General features: G+C 41.8%; 16 protein-coding genes. 8 read left to right on the forward strand and 8 right to left on the reverse strand.

The genetic code is table 11. The features are described 5' to 3' along the window. Positions 1 to 150 precede the first annotated feature (150 nt). From ACXIUD_RS09100 to ACXIUD_RS09125, 6 genes are all read right to left on the reverse strand, one after another. On the reverse strand, positions 151 to 2,544 hold the full coding sequence (locus tag ACXIUD_RS09100; protein WP_458052316.1) for a glycine-rich domain-containing protein: 2,394 nt from the start codon (positions 2,542 to 2,544) through the stop codon (positions 151 to 153). A gap of 508 nt (positions 2,545 to 3,052) precedes the next feature. Next, entirely contained in the window at positions 3,053 to 5,938 is a 2,886-nt protein-coding gene (locus tag ACXIUD_RS09105; protein WP_458052317.1) for a T9SS type A sorting domain-containing protein, read from the reverse strand. A 161-nt stretch (positions 5,939 to 6,099) separates the two neighbouring features. Then, on the reverse strand, positions 6,100 to 7,893 hold the full coding sequence (gene rho, locus ACXIUD_RS09110) for a transcription termination factor Rho (RefSeq protein WP_458052318.1): 1,794 nt from the start codon (positions 7,891 to 7,893) through the stop codon (positions 6,100 to 6,102). 205 nt (positions 7,894 to 8,098) lie between these two features. After that, positions 8,099 to 8,791, reverse strand: coding sequence for a DNA repair protein RecO (recO, locus tag ACXIUD_RS09115; protein WP_458052319.1), 693 nt, complete (start codon positions 8,789 to 8,791; stop codon positions 8,099 to 8,101). Next, positions 8,791 to 9,375: a thymidine kinase gene (locus ACXIUD_RS09120; protein WP_458052320.1), complete on the reverse strand. Its 585-nt coding sequence runs from the start codon at positions 9,373 to 9,375 to the stop codon at positions 8,791 to 8,793. Before ACXIUD_RS09120 ends, recO begins: the two co-directional genes overlap by 1 nt. Before the next feature lie 3 nt (positions 9,376 to 9,378). Continuing rightward, positions 9,379 to 9,705 carry a 2Fe-2S iron-sulfur cluster-binding protein gene (locus ACXIUD_RS09125; RefSeq protein WP_458052321.1) on the reverse strand — a complete coding sequence of 109 codons (327 nt, stop codon included), beginning with the start codon at positions 9,703 to 9,705 and terminating at the stop codon, positions 9,379 to 9,381. 29 nt (positions 9,706 to 9,734) lie between these two features. Here ACXIUD_RS09125 and ACXIUD_RS09130 point away from each other — a divergent pair, with 29 nt between their 5' ends. Together ACXIUD_RS09130 and ACXIUD_RS09135 are read left to right on the forward strand one after the other, a co-directional pair. Further along, a complete protein-coding gene (locus tag ACXIUD_RS09130; protein WP_458052322.1) occupies positions 9,735 to 10,889 on the forward strand; it encodes a hypothetical protein in 1,155 nt (384 codons plus the stop codon). A gap of 100 nt (positions 10,890 to 10,989) precedes the next feature. Beyond that, positions 10,990 to 13,716, forward strand: coding sequence for a M14 family zinc carboxypeptidase (locus tag ACXIUD_RS09135; protein WP_458052323.1), 2,727 nt, complete (start codon positions 10,990 to 10,992; stop codon positions 13,714 to 13,716). Positions 13,717 to 13,871: 155 nt separating this feature from the next. Here ACXIUD_RS09135 and ACXIUD_RS09140 read toward each other — a convergent pair whose 3' ends face one another. After that, positions 13,872 to 14,576, reverse strand: a complete 705-nt coding sequence (locus tag ACXIUD_RS09140; protein WP_458052324.1) for an RDD family protein — start codon at positions 14,574 to 14,576, stop codon at positions 13,872 to 13,874. 33 nt (positions 14,577 to 14,609) lie between these two features. On the opposite strand from ACXIUD_RS09140, the gene ACXIUD_RS09145 reads away from it, so the two are divergent. Genes ACXIUD_RS09145 through ACXIUD_RS09170 form a run of 6 tightly spaced genes read left to right on the forward strand, consistent with a single transcriptional unit; the run spans position 14,610 to position 20,661 of the window. Beyond that, positions 14,610 to 15,590 carry a stage II sporulation protein M gene (locus ACXIUD_RS09145; RefSeq protein ID WP_458052325.1) on the forward strand — a complete coding sequence of 327 codons (981 nt, stop codon included), beginning with the start codon at positions 14,610 to 14,612 and terminating at the stop codon, positions 15,588 to 15,590. Then, positions 15,565 to 16,404, forward strand: coding sequence for a hypothetical protein (locus tag ACXIUD_RS09150; RefSeq protein WP_458052326.1), 840 nt, complete (start codon positions 15,565 to 15,567; stop codon positions 16,402 to 16,404). The genes ACXIUD_RS09145 and ACXIUD_RS09150 overlap by 26 nt, the downstream gene beginning before the upstream one ends. 31 nt (positions 16,405 to 16,435) lie before the next feature. Beyond that, positions 16,436 to 17,125 carry a DUF4129 domain-containing protein gene (locus ACXIUD_RS09155; protein ID WP_458052327.1) on the forward strand — a complete coding sequence of 230 codons (690 nt, stop codon included), beginning with the start codon at positions 16,436 to 16,438 and terminating at the stop codon, positions 17,123 to 17,125. Then, positions 17,122 to 18,336, forward strand: coding sequence for a DUF4350 domain-containing protein (locus ACXIUD_RS09160; protein WP_458052328.1), 1,215 nt, complete (start codon positions 17,122 to 17,124; stop codon positions 18,334 to 18,336). The genes ACXIUD_RS09155 and ACXIUD_RS09160 overlap by 4 nt, the downstream gene beginning before the upstream one ends. After that, positions 18,323 to 19,324, forward strand: coding sequence for an AAA family ATPase (locus ACXIUD_RS09165; RefSeq protein WP_458052329.1), 1,002 nt, complete (start codon positions 18,323 to 18,325; stop codon positions 19,322 to 19,324). Before ACXIUD_RS09160 ends, ACXIUD_RS09165 begins: the two co-directional genes overlap by 14 nt. Continuing rightward, complete coding sequence (locus ACXIUD_RS09170) at positions 19,324 to 20,661, forward strand: DUF58 domain-containing protein (RefSeq protein WP_458052330.1); 1,338 nt, start codon at positions 19,324 to 19,326, stop codon at positions 20,659 to 20,661. Before ACXIUD_RS09165 ends, ACXIUD_RS09170 begins: the two co-directional genes overlap by 1 nt. Here the strand turns inward: ACXIUD_RS09170 and rodA are convergent. Next, positions 20,658 to 21,935, reverse strand: a complete 1,278-nt coding sequence (gene rodA / locus ACXIUD_RS09175) for a rod shape-determining protein RodA (RefSeq protein WP_458052331.1) — start codon at positions 21,933 to 21,935, stop codon at positions 20,658 to 20,660. The genes ACXIUD_RS09170 and rodA overlap by 4 nt on opposite strands.

Genomic DNA, 21,935 nt, shown 5'->3' on the forward strand with positions numbered 1-21,935 from the left:
CATTGTCGAGAAATCAAGTGGGTGATTTTCTGTATTTATCATACCACAAATATCCGATACAAGTCATTACCAAACAAGTAAAAAGTAAAAAAATGTATTTCATACCATAAAAAAAGTATTACAAACCTGTTTGTGGGTGATTTTACGCACTTAGTTTTTCAGGATTTTATGGTATTCCACTTGTTGTCCCCAAATGATTTCTAGCACAAAAATGCCCTTTGTAGCCTCCTGAAGGGCTTTTTGAACTTGACGCGTGAGTTGCTCCTTGGTATTTCCGGTAAAAATCATTTGTTTACCTGCAGTAGAGGTCAATTTGAGCGTCAATGGTTCATCTTGATAATTATTGCGATTGAGTAGATCTAAGGTGAAATCTGAACCATTGGTAGGATTGGGATAAGCCTTCCAGGTTTGGCCTGTGGATTCACGAGAGGTGACACGTATTCCCACCACATCACTGTAAGCGAATGTTCCATCAAAATCCACTTGCTTCAATCGATAATATGCCATGCCTCCTGCCATTGGCAGCCGCTCATCTACAAAGCTGTAGGACACGGGACTATCCGAAAAGCCTGCACCGGACACTTCTCCTATATTGCTGAAGTTTTGAACCTGATTGATGGCACGCTCAATTTCGAAATGGGAGTTTTCCCATTCCTTGGCAGTGGACCATTGTAGGTTTACAGAATGCTTTGCGGTATTGAATGATCCATTAAAGAATAGGAATTCTACGGGTGTGATGACAAATCGTTTTCTAATAATTACGATGCCATCTGCCCCATTTCCACCATTACCACTTGATGTGGCGCCTCCACCAGAACCAGTATTTGGATTTCCGTTTCTTGAGGTTCCACTTCCATTAGCTGTGCCACCAACTCCTGATGAACCTCCTTGTCCTTGGCTATTATTTCCAACACCGCCACCTCCAGCTGCATAAACAACATTTAGTCCTGATATAGTGCTTAAAAACCCATTACCTCCATTAGCTCCTTGATTTCCACCACCATTTCCTCCAGCAGTATTTGCACCACCACCACCACCTCCAGCTCTATTGTTACTATTTCCTTGTCGATTTCCTGTCCCTCCATTTCTTCCTAACCCAGGTGTAAGGTTTAAATTTGTACCTCCCAATGCTGATCCTCCAGCATTAGAGTCATTTTGTATATTGTTTGATGCTGCTCCACCACCACCAGAACCTCCAGGATTACCGGTTCTTACATTCGAATTAGTTGATCCACCACCACCACCTCCGTTGGCAACAAAGTTTAAAAAACTTGAATTGGCTCCATTTTCTCCGCGGAATTCAGTTGAAGTCGAGCCTGCTCCTCCTGTTCCCACTATGATAGGAATTACTTGTCCCGGTGTTAAGGTTACGGAAGGGTTATAGATTAATCCCCCTGCACCACCGCCACCGGCACTTGTTCCTCTACCTCCACCGCCACCGCCTGCTACCACAAGGATTTCGGCCTCATCAAAAGGTTCTTCATCTTCGGTAAGTGTCGGCACTGTCCAGCCGGTGCTGCATCTGAAAATATATATTCTTTCAAAAACCTGTTCCGTGCTGGAGGAAATGGTAGGTAATTCGATTATTTCCAAACAGCCTATCCGTTCACCAATAAAAACTTCACCATTTCTACAAGATCCTCCGGAAGACTGAAACTTATTAGAAAACAGAATTCCATTATTTCCATTTAAGCACCCTGCTCCTGTGATATTGCCACCCACGTTTAAATAATTGGGTTGATTATTGTCTCCGGCAGAAATATTAGAACCTCCGTTCATAGTAAGATTGCCACTAATATCTAAAAATCCATGAATGTTGATGTTTCCGTCGTTTTGCACATTTCCACCGATAGTACCAGATCCAATACTGAAACTTCCACCACCATTGTTGGTAAGGCTTCCGCCTATGTTGATCGTACCAGCGGAAGAGTTGGTCTGTCCATTGCTTTGGTAGTTTCCTCCCACACTAAAACTTCCTGAGTTAGTTAACTGTGCCCCTTCGTTGACTGTAAAGTTTCCCGTGACCGAGGAGGTACCCGAAAGATTAAGCGATCCATTGATGGTAAAATCTCCATTGCGAATAAAAGTTCCTGTACTGTTGATTGTGCGACCTGAGTTGAGGTTGTCAAAATTGACAGTTAATGTTCCTGTATTATTGATGGTCCAGTTTCCATTATAATTGTTTCTAGCGGTAAAATTTCCAAAATTATTGATAGTTGATAAACTTGAAATGTTATTGAAAGCGGCATCCACTGTGACTCCCTGTTCGATGCAGATGATTACATTTTGAGCATTATTAAAAATAATGGCAGCCGTTCTATTGGCTGCTATACATACCCGAATTCCATTGGCATTATTGGGAATGGTAGGTCCTCCTGTTGAATTAAATGTAAAATCGCAAGTATTGCAAGATTGTGCATGTACTAGCGCAGAATTACCAAGTAAAAGCATAGCCATGAGAAGGGAAATTACCCAAATAATTTCAGCTGGTTTTTGACTACAATTGTACTTTTTTAATAACAGCTTTTCGATAGGTGACGGCATCTTTGGTGTTATTTGTATTTATTAATGATTATTAAATTTGGATCTAAAAAAAACACAAAACAAAAATTTAGGTAATTAAATCACTATTCCGATGCAATCAGTTTTTTCGACTTTACAAAATGCAATTTGCGATGTTTGAAAAAACGTCTTAACTAAAAAAATTTTAGAAATTTTTCGAGATCATAGTAATGATTGACCGATTAAATGCTATAAAAAGCCAATAATGGAAGTGATGAGGGCCTGCATTTTTATTTTTCAGCACAAAGCAAAATTTGCATATTTTTAAGTGTAATTTGACTTTTATGAAGTTTTAAAATGTAGCCAGTTACCTGAATAGCACTCAAGTTTTTAATGAGTTTAAATGCCTTTGGGGTATCAATAAAAGCTCGGATATTAGGATACGATAATCAATAAAACAGAAAAGCCCCCTAGAACTCATGTGGTCTAGGGGGCTACATACGATTTGATTGTTTCTGTTGTGGTAAGTATATGTTGGTTTGTGTATTTGCTAATTTCCTTTTACGAGCTTTCGAACTTTCAAGAACCCGGCACTGCTGATGCGAAGGAAGTATATGCCTTTAGGTAAGTGTTCGGTGCTGATTTTGGCAGCATGCTGCTGACGGTCGATTAACTGTATGAAGACGGGTTTACCCATAGCATCTAGAAGGCTAATGTCGTATTGCGCTAAATCAGCAAACTCCACAGTAAAGCTATGCGCATGGGGATTAGGATAAATAGATAAGTTGTCTTCTCCTACAAAGTCGATTCGGATGACTTGCGTATAACTTGCCTGACCATCTTCATCCTGCTGTCGGATACGGTAGAAGTTCATTCCTCTTATGGGGTTATCGTCCCATGTTTGGTAAAAGGAAATGTCTTGGGTAGTTCCAACCGCTTTGATTCGGGAAATTTCCTGCCAGTCCCTGCCATTAGAAGAGCGCATAACGCCAAAGAAATCATTGTTCTTCTCCTGTACCGTAGCCCATTCCAAGGCAACTCGTTTTTCATGTGCCCTTCCATGAAAGTGAAGCCAAGTGACCGGTAATTGGATAATGGTTTCTTCTGTTGCTTCGTTGTTGTTAGGGTTACTATCTGGAATTCCTGTAGTACTGTAGACATTGACGGTGTTGGTAAACTCTCCGTCAGCGAGTACTTCTACGATAATACTTAGCTCAATTATGTCATTACTTGCCATCATCCCTATATCCCAACGCATGGGATCAGATAAAGGATCGAAGATTCCTCTGTCGGCTGTATGGCTGATATATTTGTAGCCAGTAGGCATGAGTTCATCTAAAAACACCTGAGTTATATCACTTCTTCCTCGATTTTCCACAATGATCAAAAATTCAATCAGATCGCCTACCTCAGGACGATTATTATCAACTGATTTCAAGGCTATCAAATCATAGTCTATCGGACGAATCCCGAAGTTAGCATCGGTTATAGAAACATTGTTTACCTCGATATTGGTCAGGATGCTGTTAGGAATGCCATCCGTTCCGGAACCTGTTCCCAAGAATTCTTCTGTGCTTTCATAAAAATTGGGAAGGATTACAGGAGGTGCTAACATTCCATTTACCGGAACTTCCGTGGTCAATAAAATACTAAATTCTCCGTTTGGAACATCTATTATGGTAAATGAACCATCACTCTGTACAGTGGCAAAACTGACTACATTCCCAAATTCATCAACCAATACAGCATACAAATTTGCAAGATCAACACCTTCTCCCTCCACAATTCCATTTCTATCCAAATCTTCCAACACATTTCCTGAAATGGTTAGGAAGGTAAATCCGCTGATGCGTCGTACAATGGAGAACGAGGAAGCTGTCCAGGTGTTGATGGTTTTGTTATTACTAAATCCATTATCTCCAGTAGCCCACCAAATATGGTCTGGGCTCAACACCCCTGTAACATTTACTGGAATCGATTGAGGACTGTCAGAAGGAGTAATTCCTGTTCTTGGAATCAATGAATCGTCCCAAAATATAAAGTCTCTTTCGGGGTCACCTGGTCTGACATTATCCACCAAAATACCTAAACATTGTTCTAAGTCGTAAATAGGAAAATGTACAGGAAAAAAGGCCACTGTGGCAATAAACTTCAGTTCGCCTCCGCTTGGGAGTTCTACACCACTTGCATCTTGGCCATTCCAGTAAATCGTGTAATCACCAGGACTTTCATAAATTTGTGAAATGAGAATATCTGTTGCTGGATCATATTCCTCATTCCCATTGACATCAATCAATATATCTACAATAGCAGGTAAGTCAATGGAGATATTCACATTGGCTTCTCCTCCGGTAGCAGGAGGTGTCTTTTCTCTGTAAACTATATCCAAGGTTGCTGAGGGAGGTGTGGTTGTTCTCCAAATGCTGGGGTCAGGATCATTGAGAAATAAAGGATATTGGAAGGCATTGGTTGAAGTGGTTTCTATAGATCTTCTATTTTCTTCAAAACTTAAGGTATTTCTGGGGCCATCTTGGTTAGCAAAGAAGTTAGTCCAACCTCCGGATGAGCCCGGGAAACGAATTCTTTTGACAAAGTAATCGTCTGTATCCGAAGTGAAGGTATTATCTATTGGTACAAAGAATCCAAAATCCTCGTGGAAGGAGTAGGCATCTGGCTGACCTTTTTCTACAATTGTCAAATTGTTTACCGTAATATTTGCTCTGGAATTAGCAACACTCCAAAATCTACAGTAAACTCTTCCTGTTTGTTCCACATAACTTCCCGGTGAACCTGAGGCTACTGTTATGTCCCAAAAGTTGATGTTAAATCCACCCCCAATAATAGTATTGCTAGTATTACTTATTTCTACCCAAAATGCTCGATCGGCCCCAGTGTTATTGGTAAATGATCTCCCTAAATATCCTTGTCCTGTGATTTGGGAAGGACCTAAATGGGCTGCCATGGCATCAGCTGGTCTTGCCTCCGCTCCACCAGCCGCATTTGAAACGTAATCAAACGATGAATGCTGGGTCCTACTGGCTCCTGCTGTTCCTTGTGGATAAAAGCCTGATGAATTGGCATCGTAAAACCATCGAACCCTAATTGTAGTGTTGTTGGTAAATACACCTCTGAATCCCCAAAAAACTGTTTCTCCATTTCTGACATAGACATATAATCTATGGCCAGGGTTATATCCAGTTGTTCCAGTAGGAACCATCATCGAACCTCTGACTGCCAAGCTGGACACGCCTGTTCCAGACCCCGGCACCCACAACATACTCTGCCTATTGGGATCCGTCCCCCAAGTACCAGAACCTTCTCCATGGACATAGTGCGGATGTGATGCCATCATTAGCATCACAAAAAATAAAAAACCCAAGCCCCGCAACATTGCTGTTGAATACCCTAAGAGCTGGGTTTTTAGGTGATTTTTCATGACGGTTTACTCGCTTAAATGGAAGTGAATTTATAAAAAATCTGCCATTTAACCAAATAAAATTTTGTAAAACAGATAAATACATACAATATGCAATTTTCTGATTACAAAAAAACTCCAGCTGTTTCCAACTGGAGTTTGTCTATTTTTAGGCTTTTTTCTTAGCTGTTCATACTGATCAAAAACTCGATGTTATCCCGCGTGCCGCGCATACGCTGCAAGAGGAATTCCATCGCTTCTTGAGAAGTCATATCGGACATGAGCTTGCGGAGAATCCATACACGTTGCATCTCTTCTTTGTCCATCAATAAGTCTTCTCTTCTGGTACCGGAACTTGGTACATCGATGGCAGGATAGATTCGTCTGTTGGATAGTTTTCTATCCAAAGCCAACTCCATGTTACCCGTACCTTTGAATTCTTCGAAGATGACTTCATCCATCTTGGAACCTGTCTCCACCAAAGCAGTAGCGATGATGGTCAAAGACCCACCGTTTTCCACATTTCTTGCCGCTCCAAAGAATCTTTTTGGTTTATGCAGAGCGTTTGCATCTACACCACCGGAAAGGATTTTTCCTGAGGAAGGTACCACCGTGTTATAAGCTCTTGCTAATCGGGTAATGGAATCCAATAGGATTACTACATCGTGACCGCATTCTACCATACGCTTGGCTTTTTCCAATACGATGGTGGCAACCTTCACGTGTCTTTCTGCTTGTTCGTCAAAAGTGGAGGAAATTACTTCACCTTTCACGGAACGTGCCATGTCAGTTACTTCTTCCGGACGCTCATCGATCAACAAGACCATTAAGTGTACCTCCGGATGGTTTTCAGCAATGGCGTTGGCAATCTGTTGTAATAATACAGTTTTACCAGTCTTGGGCTGCGCTACAATCATCCCACGCTGACCTTTACCGATTGGAGCAAATAGATCCAAGATTCGGGTAGAGTAGTTGTCATGCTTGGTAGAAAGGTTCAAGCGCTCCTCTGGGAAAAGTGGAGTCAGATATTCAAAAGGAATACGGTCTCTGATTTCTTCGGTAGTCTTACCATTGACAGTAATCACTTTTAATAGAGCAAAGTATTTTTCGCCTTCTTTGGGTGGACGGATGGTACCTTTGATGTGGTCACCGGTTTTTAGACCAAAAAGTTTGATCTGAGAAGGTGATACATAAATATCATCCGGAGATGCTAAGTAGTTATAATCCAATGAGCGTAGAAACCCATAGCCTTCAGACATGATTTCCAATACCCCTTCATTTTCGATGATTCCCTCAAATTCTCGTGGGCTTACATAAGGTTTTTTCTTGGAAGGAATTACCTCAGCAGTTGGTATATGTGCTTCTTCTATGTCACGGAAATTCTTTCTTCTTGGGAGTTCCACCTCTGCTTCTGGCTTTGGTTCGAACTGTTCCACAGCTTTCTTTTTAACTTCCGGAGCAGCTTTTTCCTCTACGGTATCGGAGGAGGCCACAGGATCCAAAGAAGGCTCTATCTCAACTACTTTTCTGCGAGGTCTGATAAATTTTGGTTTTTCTTCCTCAGGAGTTGCAACCGTATTCGCTGGCTTAGGCGCAGGTGCTTCTGCTTTTTCTTCTTTTTTAGGAGCTCTTTCGCGCTCTTTTTGTGGAGTTTTGGCTTCTGCCTTTGGCTCTTCTTGAGGGATAACACCTACATTTTCTCGTTTGAATTTTGGCTTTGCAGGAGCCTCGGCAGGTTTGTCTTCTTTTTTGGGTGCTTTTTCAGCGGCTGGTTCGGGTGATTTTTTCTCTTCTACTTCTACGACGGAAGGTTTCTTTTTGGGGAGGGCTGATTCGGGGGTGATCGCTTGTTGGTCCAAAATGGCATAAATCAAGTCATCTTTTTTGAGTGTCTTAAAGTTTTTGACACCCAACTCCTCAGCAATCTCCTTCAATTCAGAGAGAAGTCTGATCCTTAGTTCTTCTATGTTATACATAAAAAGCTTATGAAATTAGATAATGTTGTAATTGATAATTTGAATGTGTATTGAGTATTACTGAACTGAATGAAAAAGGTATTCAGGCTAGTATAAAATCCACGGGGAGAGGATTTTGGGATACTGTAACGGCACAATAATAAGCCAAGACTTTGGATTACACAAGTTTTTACGTTTTTTCTCTACTCAAAAAGCAGAAATTTTATCATTCCTGCATGATTTGCCGCAGTATTTTGATGGATTTCCATTCTTTTTCCTGCTCCAAGTGCCTCGTGTAAAAGCTTAATAACATATCCAAAAGGTTTCTCCGCGCCATCCCCGGAACCAGTCCTTCAAAGTCAAATGCATGCGCAAGCATGTCCTCCAGATAAGCGGCTTCTGTTTGAAAATCCCGGATAGAAGCCCAGTCCAAATTCATTTCTTCAAAAAAGGATTCGGACGTTTCGGGAGCAAAGCCCAGGTACTTGGAGTTTTCCAGCAAAAATGCGATAGGAAAGTGTGCCAGTTTCACATCATTGCTATCCAGTAAGCGAAGTGACTCATGTAGAAAGTCAAATAGACTGTCATTTTGGTAGTCTTCGTAAATGCTTTTGCTTAGCACCTCGGCCATAAACATGACGATACCCGAACGTTTGAAATCAAAGGGAATCCGCTGATAAGCATGCAGGAGTTTTACTTCGTTGATACGGTTGATGGCACTGCTTTCTTTGAAGTAGACGACCAAGTCTAACAAGGTCATGGGCTGGTATACTGCCATTTTGCTTTTTGCAGTGCTCGAGCGAACACCATTGACAATATAGCTTTTTAGCCCTAGTTCCCTGGTAAAAATTTTTACAATAATAGAAGTATCCTTAAACCGGATGTATGAGATTACCAAGCCTTGAGTTTTGACCAGCATTAGGAGTTGCCTTCATTGAAACATTTACGGCAACGCGCTTCGTAGCTTTCCTTTTCTCCCAAGACCACCTTGTCTTTTTGTTCGATGAGTCTAAAGGAATAAGCAGCCAAGTCTCCACATTTCATGCAGATGGCATGCACCTTGGTTACATATTCTGCGATGGCCATCAGATGGGGCATAGGCTCAAAAGGTTTCCCCTCAAAATCCATATCCAAACCGGCCATGATGACCCGCTTGCCGGAATTGGCTAGTACTGTGGCTACGTGAACGATTCGATTATCAAAAAACTGTACTTCATCGATTCCCACCACATCGCAATCTCCAGCTAGCAACAAGATGTCCTCGGCAAAATTCACAGGAGTGGATCGGATGGCTGTTTCATTATGAGATACCACGTCCTCATCATGGTAGCGCTTATCAATGGAGGGCTTGAAAATCTCCACCTTCTGTTTGGCAATCAGTGCACGGTTGAGTCTTCGGATCAGTTCTTCCGTTTTGCCGGAAAACATGGATCCGCAAATGACTTCCAGCTGTCCTTTTCGTTCTTTGGAGTGAAATTTACCTATAACAGGCTCGATAAACATATATTAATCTGAGTATGAGATGTGTGGAAACTTGTTTTCTTCTGCTACACGAATAATCAAATCCCCCTGCTTGATTTTGGTTTGGCAAGTTAAGCGTTCATTGGCTTTTAATCGACCTTTGGATTTGAAAAATTCTTCCCTGTCGGTAAGTTCTTCTAGATTTTCCAGTCCTTTCATCACAATCATTTTACAGGTGGTGCATCTGCCCTTTTTTCCGCAGGCATGCATCCAATCAATGTAGTTTTCATGAATTAATTCAATAACTTTACGACCAGAGTCTTCAAAAATAATTTCATGATTGTCTAAATTTTCAATGATTATTTTCATCATAAAGATTCTAAGCTCTCGTTAATACTAGCATGACATTGACTATGACTGCCAAATTAAATCAAACATATCTAGAAAATTACGTAAATGCCTTCACATCTCAGGTTTGTGACGCCTACTTTCAGCAGTATAAATACATAACCGGCCCTCAGATTGTTCAATTGACACCTTCGGACCAGGTGAATTTGTTTGTGATCAAGGCCCTGTTTGAGGCTTGGCAACAAGAACTCGAAAAGCTCAAATCCAATCCGTACTTCGACTACAGAGATAAGGCGGTGCATGATGCTTTGAAGGATTTTATGAACGTTTTGTCCCGAACAATCAAGATAGATCGGGAAAATTTTGAGCCTTTATTGAAGACTGCAACCCGTGATGCGATTTTGCTGGCTATCGATCCTCAGGCTTATTTTATTGCCGAAATTGAAAAGACAGCAGAGGAGCAATTGAATACCTATTTCAAGGAAAACCTGCGGTATTTCAAATGGCATCGGTCCTTGATTGAAAATTTGATTGACCGCGCTGCCTTGGGATTCTCCCATAAGGCCTTTAGTGCAGCCTTGAGAAACAATTATGAGCAACAAGCAAAGACCTTAGCCAGTGCGGAGGAGTTATTGAAAATTCTAGCTGAAACACGGGAGATTGATTTTTCAGACTTGTTGTTGGGTGAGGAAACAGAAAAAATAGCAGAGGAAGCTTCCCCTGATGTAGAAGAAAAGGTAGCAGAACCGGAAGTTAAGCGCAGTTCCTTGTTTACACCGATCGTAGAGACCAAGCAAGAAGTGGCTTCGTACAGTGTGGAGGTGGAAGTAAAAGAAGTTGCTGTAGCGGTTGAAAACCCGAAAACACCGAACTCTGCCCCAGCAGCTTTGAAAGAAGGGAAGTTGGATCCTAACGGGATTTGGTCCCGATTTGAGTCAGAGGAATACAGCATTATGAAAATGAGTATTCAGGAATTATCGGAAAGCATTGGCATCAATCAGCGATTTATGTTTACCAAAGAGTTATTTGATGGAAATCCAGATTTATTGAGGCATGCGCTGAAATCCATAGATCAGTGCGGAAATTTTACAGAAGCCATCAACCTGCTCAACTTGCGCTATGTGGATGAATTGAAATGGGACATCCACTCGGAAGCCTTGGATGAGTTTTTACAATTGATATTTCGAAAGTTTGATAAGAGGGGGTAATTCCCCTTTTTTTTGTCAATTCGACCGCTTCTGTAAATCCATCTTTAGGTGTAATTTTTTTTTAGTAGCATAGTAGATTGAATCAAAACATTCGAATACTATGAAGCGAATCAAACTCATGGCTTTGCTGGCCATGTTCTGTTGGACATTCCTATCCTTTGCCCAAACCATCCCCTCGCCTCAAGACCACTTTGGCTTTGGCATGGGAGATAACTACATGTTGAGCAACTATACCCAGACAGAGGCTTATTTTAAGAAATTGGCTGAGGCTAGTGATAAAGCTAAATTGGTCTCTATCGGTAAAACCGAGGAGGGAAGAGAGCAATACATGATGATCGTAACTTCCCCCGAAAATCATGCTCGTTTAAACCGATTGAGGGAAATCTCCACTAAAATGGCCCGAGCAGAGGGCATTACTGATGCAGAAGCCAAAGCCTTGGCAAAAGAAGGTAAGGCGGTCGTTTGGATCGATGGGGGATTGCACTCCACAGAAACGGTGGGAATCCACCAACTGACTGAAACGATCTATCAAGTCCTGACAAGAGAAGACGATGAGACCAAGCGAATCTTGGAAAATGTGGTGATCCTTTTCGTACATGCTAACCCAGATGGACATGAAAAAATCGGGGATTGGTACATGCGTGAAGCTACCCCTGAAAAAAGGAGTTTGTCCGGTCTGCCTGTCTTGTACCAAAAGTACATCGGTCATGATAATAACCGGGATTTCTACATTCAAAATATGAAGGAATCTACCAATCTAGGCTACCAATTGTTTGTAGAGTGGATTCCTCAGGTCATGTACAATCACCACCAAAGAGGACCGGCTGGTTCAGTATTGGCAGGCCCCCCTTACCGTGATCCGTTCAACCATGTATTTGACCCCATGATGGTGACTGGGATTGATGCAGTGGGTGCGGCTATGTACAACCGCCTGAATGCAGAGAACAAGCCTGGCTTCACACGGATGAATGGCTCGGTATTCTCCACTTGGTATAATGGAGGTTTGCGTACGACTACGCACTTTCACAACATCATCGGAATCTTGACAGAAATCATCGGTGGTCCAAATCCAGAGGAAGTACCGTTGGTTCCAGATCGCTTATTACCGAACAGCAATACTCCTTTTCCGGTCACTCCTCAAAAAACCTGGTATTTTCAGCAGTCCATTGACTATTCTGTTTCCATGAACTTTGCGGTCTTGGATTATGCGGCGAGAAACAGTGATCATTTGCTGTACAATATGTACAATATGGGTCAGCGATCAATAGACAGAGGTTCGGCAGATTTTTGGACCCCGTATCCACGAAAAATTGAGGCCATCAAAACTGCCTACGAAGCCAATAAGGACAAATATCAACTTTCATCCAATCCTTTTAGTAGAAGAGGCGGGGCGATTCCTTCTGAGTTTTATGAGGAGGTATACGAAGCAGCGGATCAGCGGGACCCAAGAGGATTTATCATTCCAGCCAATCAAGATGACCCGGCTACAGTAGTGAAATTTATCAATGCATTGGTTAAAACAGGTATCCGTATTGAGCGTACCACGGCTCCTTACAGCCTCCAAGGGAAAACATATCCTGCGGGGTCATTTGTAGTCAAAACCAATCAGGCATTTAGACCTCATGTCTTGGATATGTTTGAGCCGCAAGATTATCCAAATGATTTCCAATATCCTGGAGGACCTCCGATACGTCCGTACGACGCAGCAGGCTGGACCTTAGCGTATCAGATGGGTATTCAGTTTGACAGAGTGTTAGATTCATTTGAAGGGCCTTTTGAAACTTTACCATATGGAGAATTGGTTGCACCACCGACAAGAACTTTGGCTTCTTCGGGGAATGGTTACTTGATCAGCGCTGTGCAAAATGATGCTTTTCCAGTGGTCAATCAACTGCTTAAGCAAGGTGTAAAAGTCTCTCGTACCCAAAATGCGGAAGGAGAAATTCCTGCTGGATCTTTCTACATCCCTTCCAGTGCAGAGCGCAGATTGGCTCCTTTAGTCCAGCAATATGGTATTTCGGTGGCTTCTGCCCGCAGACAGCCTACCCAAGTGACACCTATTCAGCCGACACGGATTGCTTTGTTTGACCAATATGGAGGTTCTATGCCAAGCGGATGGGTGAGATGGATTTTGGAGCAATACAATTTTGATTTTCAGCTCATCTTCCCTAAGGAGGTTGATGCGGGAGATTTGAACAAAAAATATGATGTCATCCTCTTTATCTCTGGCGGTATTCCACCGATGGGTAGTAGAGGTGGAGGCTTTGGGATGGATGCAGCATCGATTCCTGCGGAGTATCAGCATATGATTGGTAGTATTTCCGTGGATAAATCCATTCCTCAATTGAAGAAGTTTATGGAGCAGGGCGGTAAGGTGGTGACGGTAGGTTCTGCTACTGCATTAGCCTATCATTTGGACCTTCCAGTGAGAAATGCCTTGGTGGAAATACAGCCTGATGGGACAGAACGTACACTTCCGGGAGAAAAATACTTTGTTCCAGGATCTGTACTCATGACACGGGTGGATACTTCCCTTCCTTTAAACTGGGGCTTGAAAGGATATTCTGATGTGCTATTCAATAATAGCCCTGTGTTCAAACTCAAGCCTGAGGCTAAATTACAAGGCTTCCAGATTTTATCTTGGTTTGATACCAAAACACCTTTGAAGTCTGGCTGGGCTTGGGGTCAATCCTACTTGGAAGATGGCATTACTGCTTTCTCTGCTCCAGTCGGAAAAGGTAGCTTGGTAGCTTATGGTCCTGAAATTACCTATAGAGCGCAATCCCATGGCACATTTAAGATGTTGTTCAATAATTTGTATAAGTAGTTTATGAGTTGCTCTTTATGATAAGCGATTCATACCTTGCACACATTGAATAGAAATAGCCTGCTGAACTTGTAACAGCAGGCTATTTTTGTGTTTGATGCTAGGCTCTTTCGGATTCTAATAACAGCTTTAGTATTTCAATTACTCAGCCTTATTTATCCCCTTTGCGCATAGTAATTGTAATCTTGGATGATATGCTCCAAAAACGCCAGGCTCTTTTCCTCAGGGTTTAGCTGTAAGAGAGCGGCGGTTTTTTCAGCTAATTGTTTGATAAGGGTAAAATCTCCGGATTTCAGGGCTTCACTTTTGATCTGCTTGATTTGTTGGATTTGTTGATCACTGAGATTCATCACTTGTGGGTATTTGGGGACATAATCTTCGGGAATTTCTTGCAGTAACGTTTCATGCAGACCTATGCTGAATTTTTCAGACACTACAGTAGTTCCTGCGGCTACATCACCTACTCGCTGTCCCTTTCCGGTAATCAAAATGGTGATAATAGCCACTCCACCACTTGTTAAGGAAATATCTACAAAGCGCAAGAGCCATCGGATCAAATAATTGCTCAAGGTAGGTTTGGAGCCATCTAGACGCACCACCCGGATATTCATTACCTTTTTTCCCGGAGACTGTCCATCCATGAAGGACTCAAAGAGTAAATGATAGAGTAACACAGGTAAAAACAATAAGGAATACACTGACCAAGTAAATAAGGCTTCCCTTCCTATGTAGAATATGAAAATCACATAAAAAACCATGATAGCCCCATCCAAGAGATAAGCCAAAATCCGAGTGCCTACATTGGCAGTATTTTGATTAATACTAATATTTTGGGCAGTCTTAATTTGAAATTCTTTCATTTATTAGTTTCTTTGATAAAGTCGAATTAATAGATGAGGGAAGCCACTTTCATTAAGCGTAATAAGGATAAATGGACAAGGTTTGAAAATGTCCTGATGACCGATATGGCCATCTCCCCTGCTGAATTAGGAGACTTGTACATAGAGGTTACGGACCATCTGAGCTATGCACAGACATTTTACCCCAATAGCAATACGCATCTCTACCTCAACCAACTTGCAGCTAAAGCTCACCAAAAAATCTATAAAACCAAGAAGGAATCCAAGGGAAGGTTTATAAATTTTTATCTGCATGAGTTTCCGGCGATGTTTTACCAATATCTTCCCCAGTTAGGAGCCTCATTTCTGATATTTTTGATTTTTTCACTGATTGGAGCTTACTCGGCAGCTACGGATGGGGCTTTTGTCAGAAGCATCTTGGGCGATGGATATGTCAACATGACCTTGGAGAATATCGAGCGAGGGGACCCTATGGCTGTATACAAGGAAATGAATGAGGTGGATATGTTTTTGGGTATCACTATCAACAATATCCGGGTGGCCCTTTTAGCTTTTTCCGCAGGGATTTTATTGGGAATAGGGACGTTTTTCATCTTGATGCAAAATGCCATTATGCTTGGTTCATTCCAATATTTCTTTTATGATCAGGGGCTATTATGGGACTCTGCCCGTACCATTTGGATTCATGGAACCATTGAAATTGCCGTGATCATCGTCGCAGGAGCAGCCGGAATTGTTTTGGGCAACAGTATTTTGTTCCCCAAAACATATACACGCTTGGCTTCCTTTCAGAGAGGAGCAAAAGATGGTCTAAAAATTCTCATCAGTACCATTCCTTTCTTTATTCTTGCAGGATTTTTAGAAGGATTTATTACCCGAATCACACATTTTCCCGACGTATTCAATCTCAGCATTATACTGGGTTCATTGGCATTGATTTGCTATTATTATATTCTTTATCCTATTCGTATCCACAACCAATCTACACATGACACAACCGTACATTCAATTTAAGAAACGCCGAGAGTTGGGAGAGATCCTGTCTGACACCTTTGCTTTTGTAAGGAGTACTTACAAGCAGTTGTTTCAGGCATTGGTCCGTACATCCTTGATTCCATTGATTTTGTTAGTCTTGGCATCGGTCTATTATCAATACCTTTCTATCGACCTGTTGGCAAATAGCGGTACAGATATTGCCTTAGGACTTGGTGGGCTGTTATTGGCTAGTTTACTGTTTTATGCGACCGCTGGATCTACCGTTTTTAGCTTTATCCGGCATTACGACTTAGGACAATCTACAGAGGTAAATTTGGATCAAGTGGTGCTTGAAGCAAAAAGTAAAATTGCCTCCATGATTGGTTTGTATTTGGTGACCTACGTGATGTTAGTTGTTGGGTTTATGTTCTTTTTGATTCCAGGTTTTTATTTTTTGGTTCCTTTGGCAGTTGTATTTCCTTTGATGGTCTTGAGAAACACCACTGTTTTTGCTGCGGTCAAACAAAGCTTTCAATTAATCTCTGGCTATTGGTGGGTTACTTTTGGTACCATCATCGTGTTGATTATTGTGATTGCCGTGATGTCTTTTGCTTTTTCAGTACCTGCCCTCCTGTACAACATGGTGAAGTTTATCCTTAATTCATCTGAAATGACATTTGCGGAAGCAGGAAGAGGAGATTTTATTTTTTTAGTGCTGAATGCACTGGGTACGGCTGCCAGCAATCTTTTATCTATTGTATTATTAGTGGCCTTGGCATTCATCTATTATGATTTGGATGAAGAAAAGAACCGAACAGGGCTCAGACAAAAAATTGAAGAGCTGGATCGTTGATATGTTGAGAAAGGTAGTTTTTTTGATGTACATGATATCCATACTTATTTGTGTGGGTGGCTTTGCTGCACCTGTTAGTGAATCCGCGATCAGCAAGCCTTTGAGCCTTGGGGACACGTACATCGATGAATACCTTGCCAATCCCGACTACAATTACCAAGAATTGAATGATGGGGAAAACTGGTTTGAGAAGTTGAAACGAAAGGTCAGGCAGGTGATCAGTAGGTTTTTTGGCTGGCTTTTAGGAGATGGAAGGTTTGAACATGTGGCAGAATTTATTTTTCAGGCCTTACCCTATATCGCAATTCTTGTGCTTTCAGGGCTTTTAATTTGGTTGGTCAGCAAATACGAAATGTATCCTGGTGGAGACAAAAAACTTTCCCCTGTCCAAGTTGGCATATCCGACGATCAAGCGATTATGGAACGGTCGGATATTCAGCAGTTGATAGAAGCGGCAGTAGCAAAAGGGGATTATCGCTCGGCCGTTCGGTATTCGTATTTGCAAATTTTGAAGAAAATGAAGGAGCAAACCCTCATTGATTGGAAAATTCAAAAGACCAATCATGAGTATGTAGCAGAACTTCCTGATGGCGGATTAAAAGCAGGTTTTGCTCAAGTCACAAGGGTGTACGATTACATTTGGTACGGGGGCTTTGAATTGGATCGTTCGGGCTTTGATGCAGTGTTGAGGAGCTTCCACCAAGTAGAAAAGGAACTATGAAGGTAACGCAGCAACAGGTGTTGGTAGGAGTTTTATTGGCTCTTGTCCTCCTTATTTTAATCCTACAGGCAACTGCCAAGCCTCCCCTCAATTGGATGGAAAGTTATGATCGCATGGACAAGTCCCCTTATGGAGGAAGGGTCTTTTATGAGCAATTTATGAAAGCAGTAAGCCCGACTCTTGTTAAAGAGATCCATGTTTCTACGTATGAGTGGCTTCGCTCAGAGCCAGGAAATGGGACTTTGTTGGTATTCAACAGCTCATTTTTTTCCGATAAGGAAACTTCCAAAAGGCTTTTGGAGTGGATAGAAGGAGGAAATACAGCCTTTATTTCTGCGCGATATATGGAGGAGCGATTTTTGGATTCCTTAGGAATAAAAATCCAATCAATCATTGAAATTGAAAATTTCCGAGAGCATTCAAGCATCTATTTAACAGGTGAGGATTTGTCAAAAAATAAGGAGTTTCGCTTTGAGCGAATCACTCCACTTACTTATTTTTCCTTTGCGGATTCCTTGCCGATTCAAGTCTTGGGAAGCAACAAGTTTACAGATTCTACCAAGGACGCTTTGCCAAATTTTATTCAATTACCATATGGAAAGGGCCTAGTGATTTTGCATTTGTTTCCATTGGCTTTTAGTAATTATTTCTTGCTGGACAAAGAAAATAAAGCGTACACGGAGGCTATTCTTGGATACTTGCCGCTGGATCAACCGATTTTTTATGATCATTACGTTAAAAATGGGAAGTCTATTTTTGCTTCACCCTTGTACTTGTTTCTTTCCAATCAGCACTTGAAATGGGCCTATTACTCCATCGTTGGAATGCTTCTTTGCTGGATTATATTTGAGGGTAGGCGGAAGCAGCGAAGTATTCCTGTAATCAAGCCCTTAGAGAATCAGACGGTAGGTTTTGCGGAGACAATAGCCTCCATGTATTTGGAGAAAAAGGCGTATCATGAGAATATCCTGCAACAAATCACACTCTTTTTGGAGTATTGCAGAACTACCTTCAGGGTTTCTACCGAGGAAATCGATGAGGAAGTCATTCAAAAAATCGCCGCGAGATCCGGCTATCCTTTGGAAAAAACGAGAGAGTTATTTGCCTATGTGGCTATCCTAGAACACAAAAAAGATAGCACACAAGCAGATGTGATTGCATTACATAAAAAAATCAACGAGTTTAAACTGGTTCAACATGGAAGAAAATAAAGAACAGGATTCAGGTGAAATAGCTTTTGAAAGCAGGTTGCCACTTCAGGAGTTGCGCAGTGCCGTAACTGCAATCAAGGCAGAAATCAGAAAGGTAATTATCGGACAGGATGAGTTGGTGGATCTGCTTTTGGTGGGTATGTTGGCCAAGGGACACGTACTGATAGAAGGGGTGCCTGGCATTGCCAAGACTATTACTTCCAAACTTTTTGCCAAAAGCTTGGAAGTTGGTTTTAGCAGAATTCAGTTTACACCTGACCTGATGCCCAGTGATGTATTAGGTACTTCAATTCTGAATATGCAAAAAGGAAGCTTTGAGTTTAAGAAGGGGCCAATTTTTTCCAATTTGGTTCTTATTGACGAGATCAATCGAGCCCCTGCAAAGACTCAATCGGCTTTGTTTGAGGTAATGGAAGAGCGGCAGGTGACCATGGATGGAACTCGGTATACGATGGAAGCTCCATTCATGGTATTGGCAACACAAAACCCGATCGAGCAAGAAGGGACCTACAATCTTCCCGAAGCCCAGTTGGATAGATTTCTATTTAAAATCACCTTGGATTACCCGGATGTAGATCAAGAGTTGGAGATCCTCAAAAGCCATCATGCCAGGAAATCGGCAAATGCCATGGACCAGATTCAGTCTGTTTTGAAGCCTGAGGCCTTGATAGCCTATCAAGAATTGACAGCAGCAGTGAGTGTGGAGGAAAAGATTTTAAGATATATTTCTGAAATTGTCGTGCGTACAAGGAATCATCCAAGTTTATACCTAGGAGGTTCTCCTCGTGCCAGTTTGGCGATTATGAATGCCTCCAAAGGGGTGGCCGCTATTGATGGAAGGGACTTTGTGATTCCGGAGGATATTAAAAAAGTGGTAACTCCTGTGCTGCGACACAGAATCCTGCTAAGTCCTGAGCGGGAAATGGAAGGGCTAAGCACAGATACCGTCATCGAAGGAATCGTTCAATCTGTTGAAATCCCTCGCTGATGTTTCAAAAGTTTATCCAACAATTGTTTGTAGGATCTAGGCTATATGTGATCTTGCTTAGCTTGAGCTTGATTTTTTTGCTTTCCTACTGGGTTTCCTTGTTGTTTCCCATAGGCATTATCTTGCTTTGGAGTCTTGCTTTTTTAGTGCTGTTGGATACGATTATTCTTTTTCGCAAACAAGAGGCATTGGTAGCACAGCGTCTATTGCCAGAGAAGTTTTCCAACTCGGATGCGAATGAGGTGCGGTTGTTATTGGATAATCATTTGGCCATTTCTATCGCGTATACCATCATCGATGAGATACCTGTGCAATTTCAAAAGAGAGATTTTGAGCTTACGGGCGTGTTGCCTGCAAACTCAACACACCAAGTATCCTATCAGCTTATTCCCCTGGAGAGAGGGGAGTATTATTTTGGAGATTTGCATGTATTTGTGCAAAGCAAATTTGGTTTGGTCAAGCGAAGGGTGAGTTTCCAACGGGGGCAATTGGTCAAGGTATATCCTTCCTTTGTTCAAATGCAGCAGTATGATTTTTTGGCCAATGATACCAGAAGAGTGGATCAGGGCTTGAAGAAGATCAGAAGAATCGGGCATACCTTGGAATTTGAGCAGATCAAGGAGTATGCGCTTGGGGATGATGTACGTTCCATCAATTGGAAAGCAACTGCGAAGGCAGCCAATCTGATGGTGAATCAGTTTCAGGATGAAAAGTCACAGCCGATTTATTCCATCTTAGATATGGGGAGAGTCATGCAGATGCCATTTGAAGGCCTGAGTCTTTTGGATTATGCGATCAATAGCTGCCTTGCTTTTTCCAATATTGCCATCAAAAAAGGAGATAAAGCAGGGGTGATTACATTTTCCCATACCATCCATCAATCACTTGCAGCGAGTAATCGCAAAACCCATCTATTGAGTATACTAGAAATGCTCTATGGCCTGAAGACCGATTATTTGGATACGGACTTTGGGTTATTGTACACGTGGCTGAAGCGCAAGGTTAATCAACGGAGTATGGTCATTCTCTTTACCAATTTTGAGCATCATGCTGCATTGGAGCGGCAAATGCCGTATTTGCAGGCGATTGCTAAGCAGCACTTATTGGTAGTGGTCATGTTTGAAAACACGCTGCTTGAGTTGGTGGCATCCCAGCAATCGGAACGTATTTCAGATGTGTTCAAACAAACGATAGCAGGTAAATTTCTTTTTGATAAGCGATTGATGGCCAAAGAACTCAACCGTCACGGTATCCAAACCATCTTAACCAAACCACAAGAACTCAGCATCAATACTATCAACAAGTATTTGGAATTGAAAGCGAGGGGGTTGATTTAATTCATCCTTCCCAACAACTGTATCCTATGGGAGTCAAGTTTGATGAAGATGAAAAGCAAAATGGTAAAGGACCAAAGGGAGGATCCTCCATAGCTAAAGAAGGGAAGTGGAATTCCAACTACCGGAAAAAGTCCAATAGTCATGGAAATATTTATCATGAAGTGGAACAACAAAATGGAAACCACACAATACCCATAGATGCGGGAAAATCTGTTTTTTTGCCGCTCCGCCAAGTAAATCAGTCGGATAAGCAAGGTGCAGAACAAGAATATCATAACCGTACTGCCTATCCATCCAAACTCCTCTCCTAGGGTACAAAAAATAAAATCCGTATGCTGTTCAGGCACAAAATCAAACTTGGTTTGAGTTCCTTCCAAATACCCTTTTCCCCAAAAGCCACCGGAACCAATAGCGATTTTTGATTGAGTAACATTCCATCCAACACCTAAAGGATCTAGGTCAGGATTAAATAAGACCATGATCCGGTTTTGTTGGTGTTCGGGCAGTTTGGATACAACATAGTCTAAGCTGTAAATGTAAACAACCGTGAAAATCCCTATTCCCAGCAACGTCACGATTCTCCCGATTCGTTTTTTTCCTGCTATAATCAGGAAGGCAATAATGGCAAATACTCCGCCAACCAGATACAAATTATTTTCAATTCCCAATGCAAGAAGTGAAATAGCGATAAAGCCCAAGCCCAGAACATAATAGGTTTGGGGCATACCTTCTCTATAAAGCATGATAAAGAATGCTGAATATACCATGGCTGTACCTGTGTCGGGTTGCAGCATGATAAAGGTAACCGGAAGGAAAATAATGGCAAGTGCTTGGAGTTGATGCTTGGGTTGACTCAGGTCAAAGGCGGGCCGCTCCATAAACTTTGCCAACATCAAAGCGGTAGCAAACTTGGCAAACTCTGCCGGTTGAAGTCGAAATGCCCCAATTTCAAACCATGCCCGCTGTCCATTGACCAGTTTTCCAAAGAATGGCGTAATGATCAAAAATCCTAAAAAGATAAGGTATAAGGGGATTGCCAGGTTTTCAAACAGCCGATAATCAGCCACCATGATGATGGTGATCAAAAGAATTGCAGTACCGATCCAGACAAGCTGCTTACCGGAATTGATAGAGAAATCAAAAATACTTTTGGCAGCTTGCTCATCATATACCGCTGCATAGATATTAAACCAGCCAAAAATGACCAAGCAGGCATAGATACTGACCGTCAACCAATCGATTTTATTTAAATATAGTTCGTCCTTGTTTCTCAC

The sequence above is a fragment of the Mongoliitalea sp. genome (assembly GCF_054166905.1).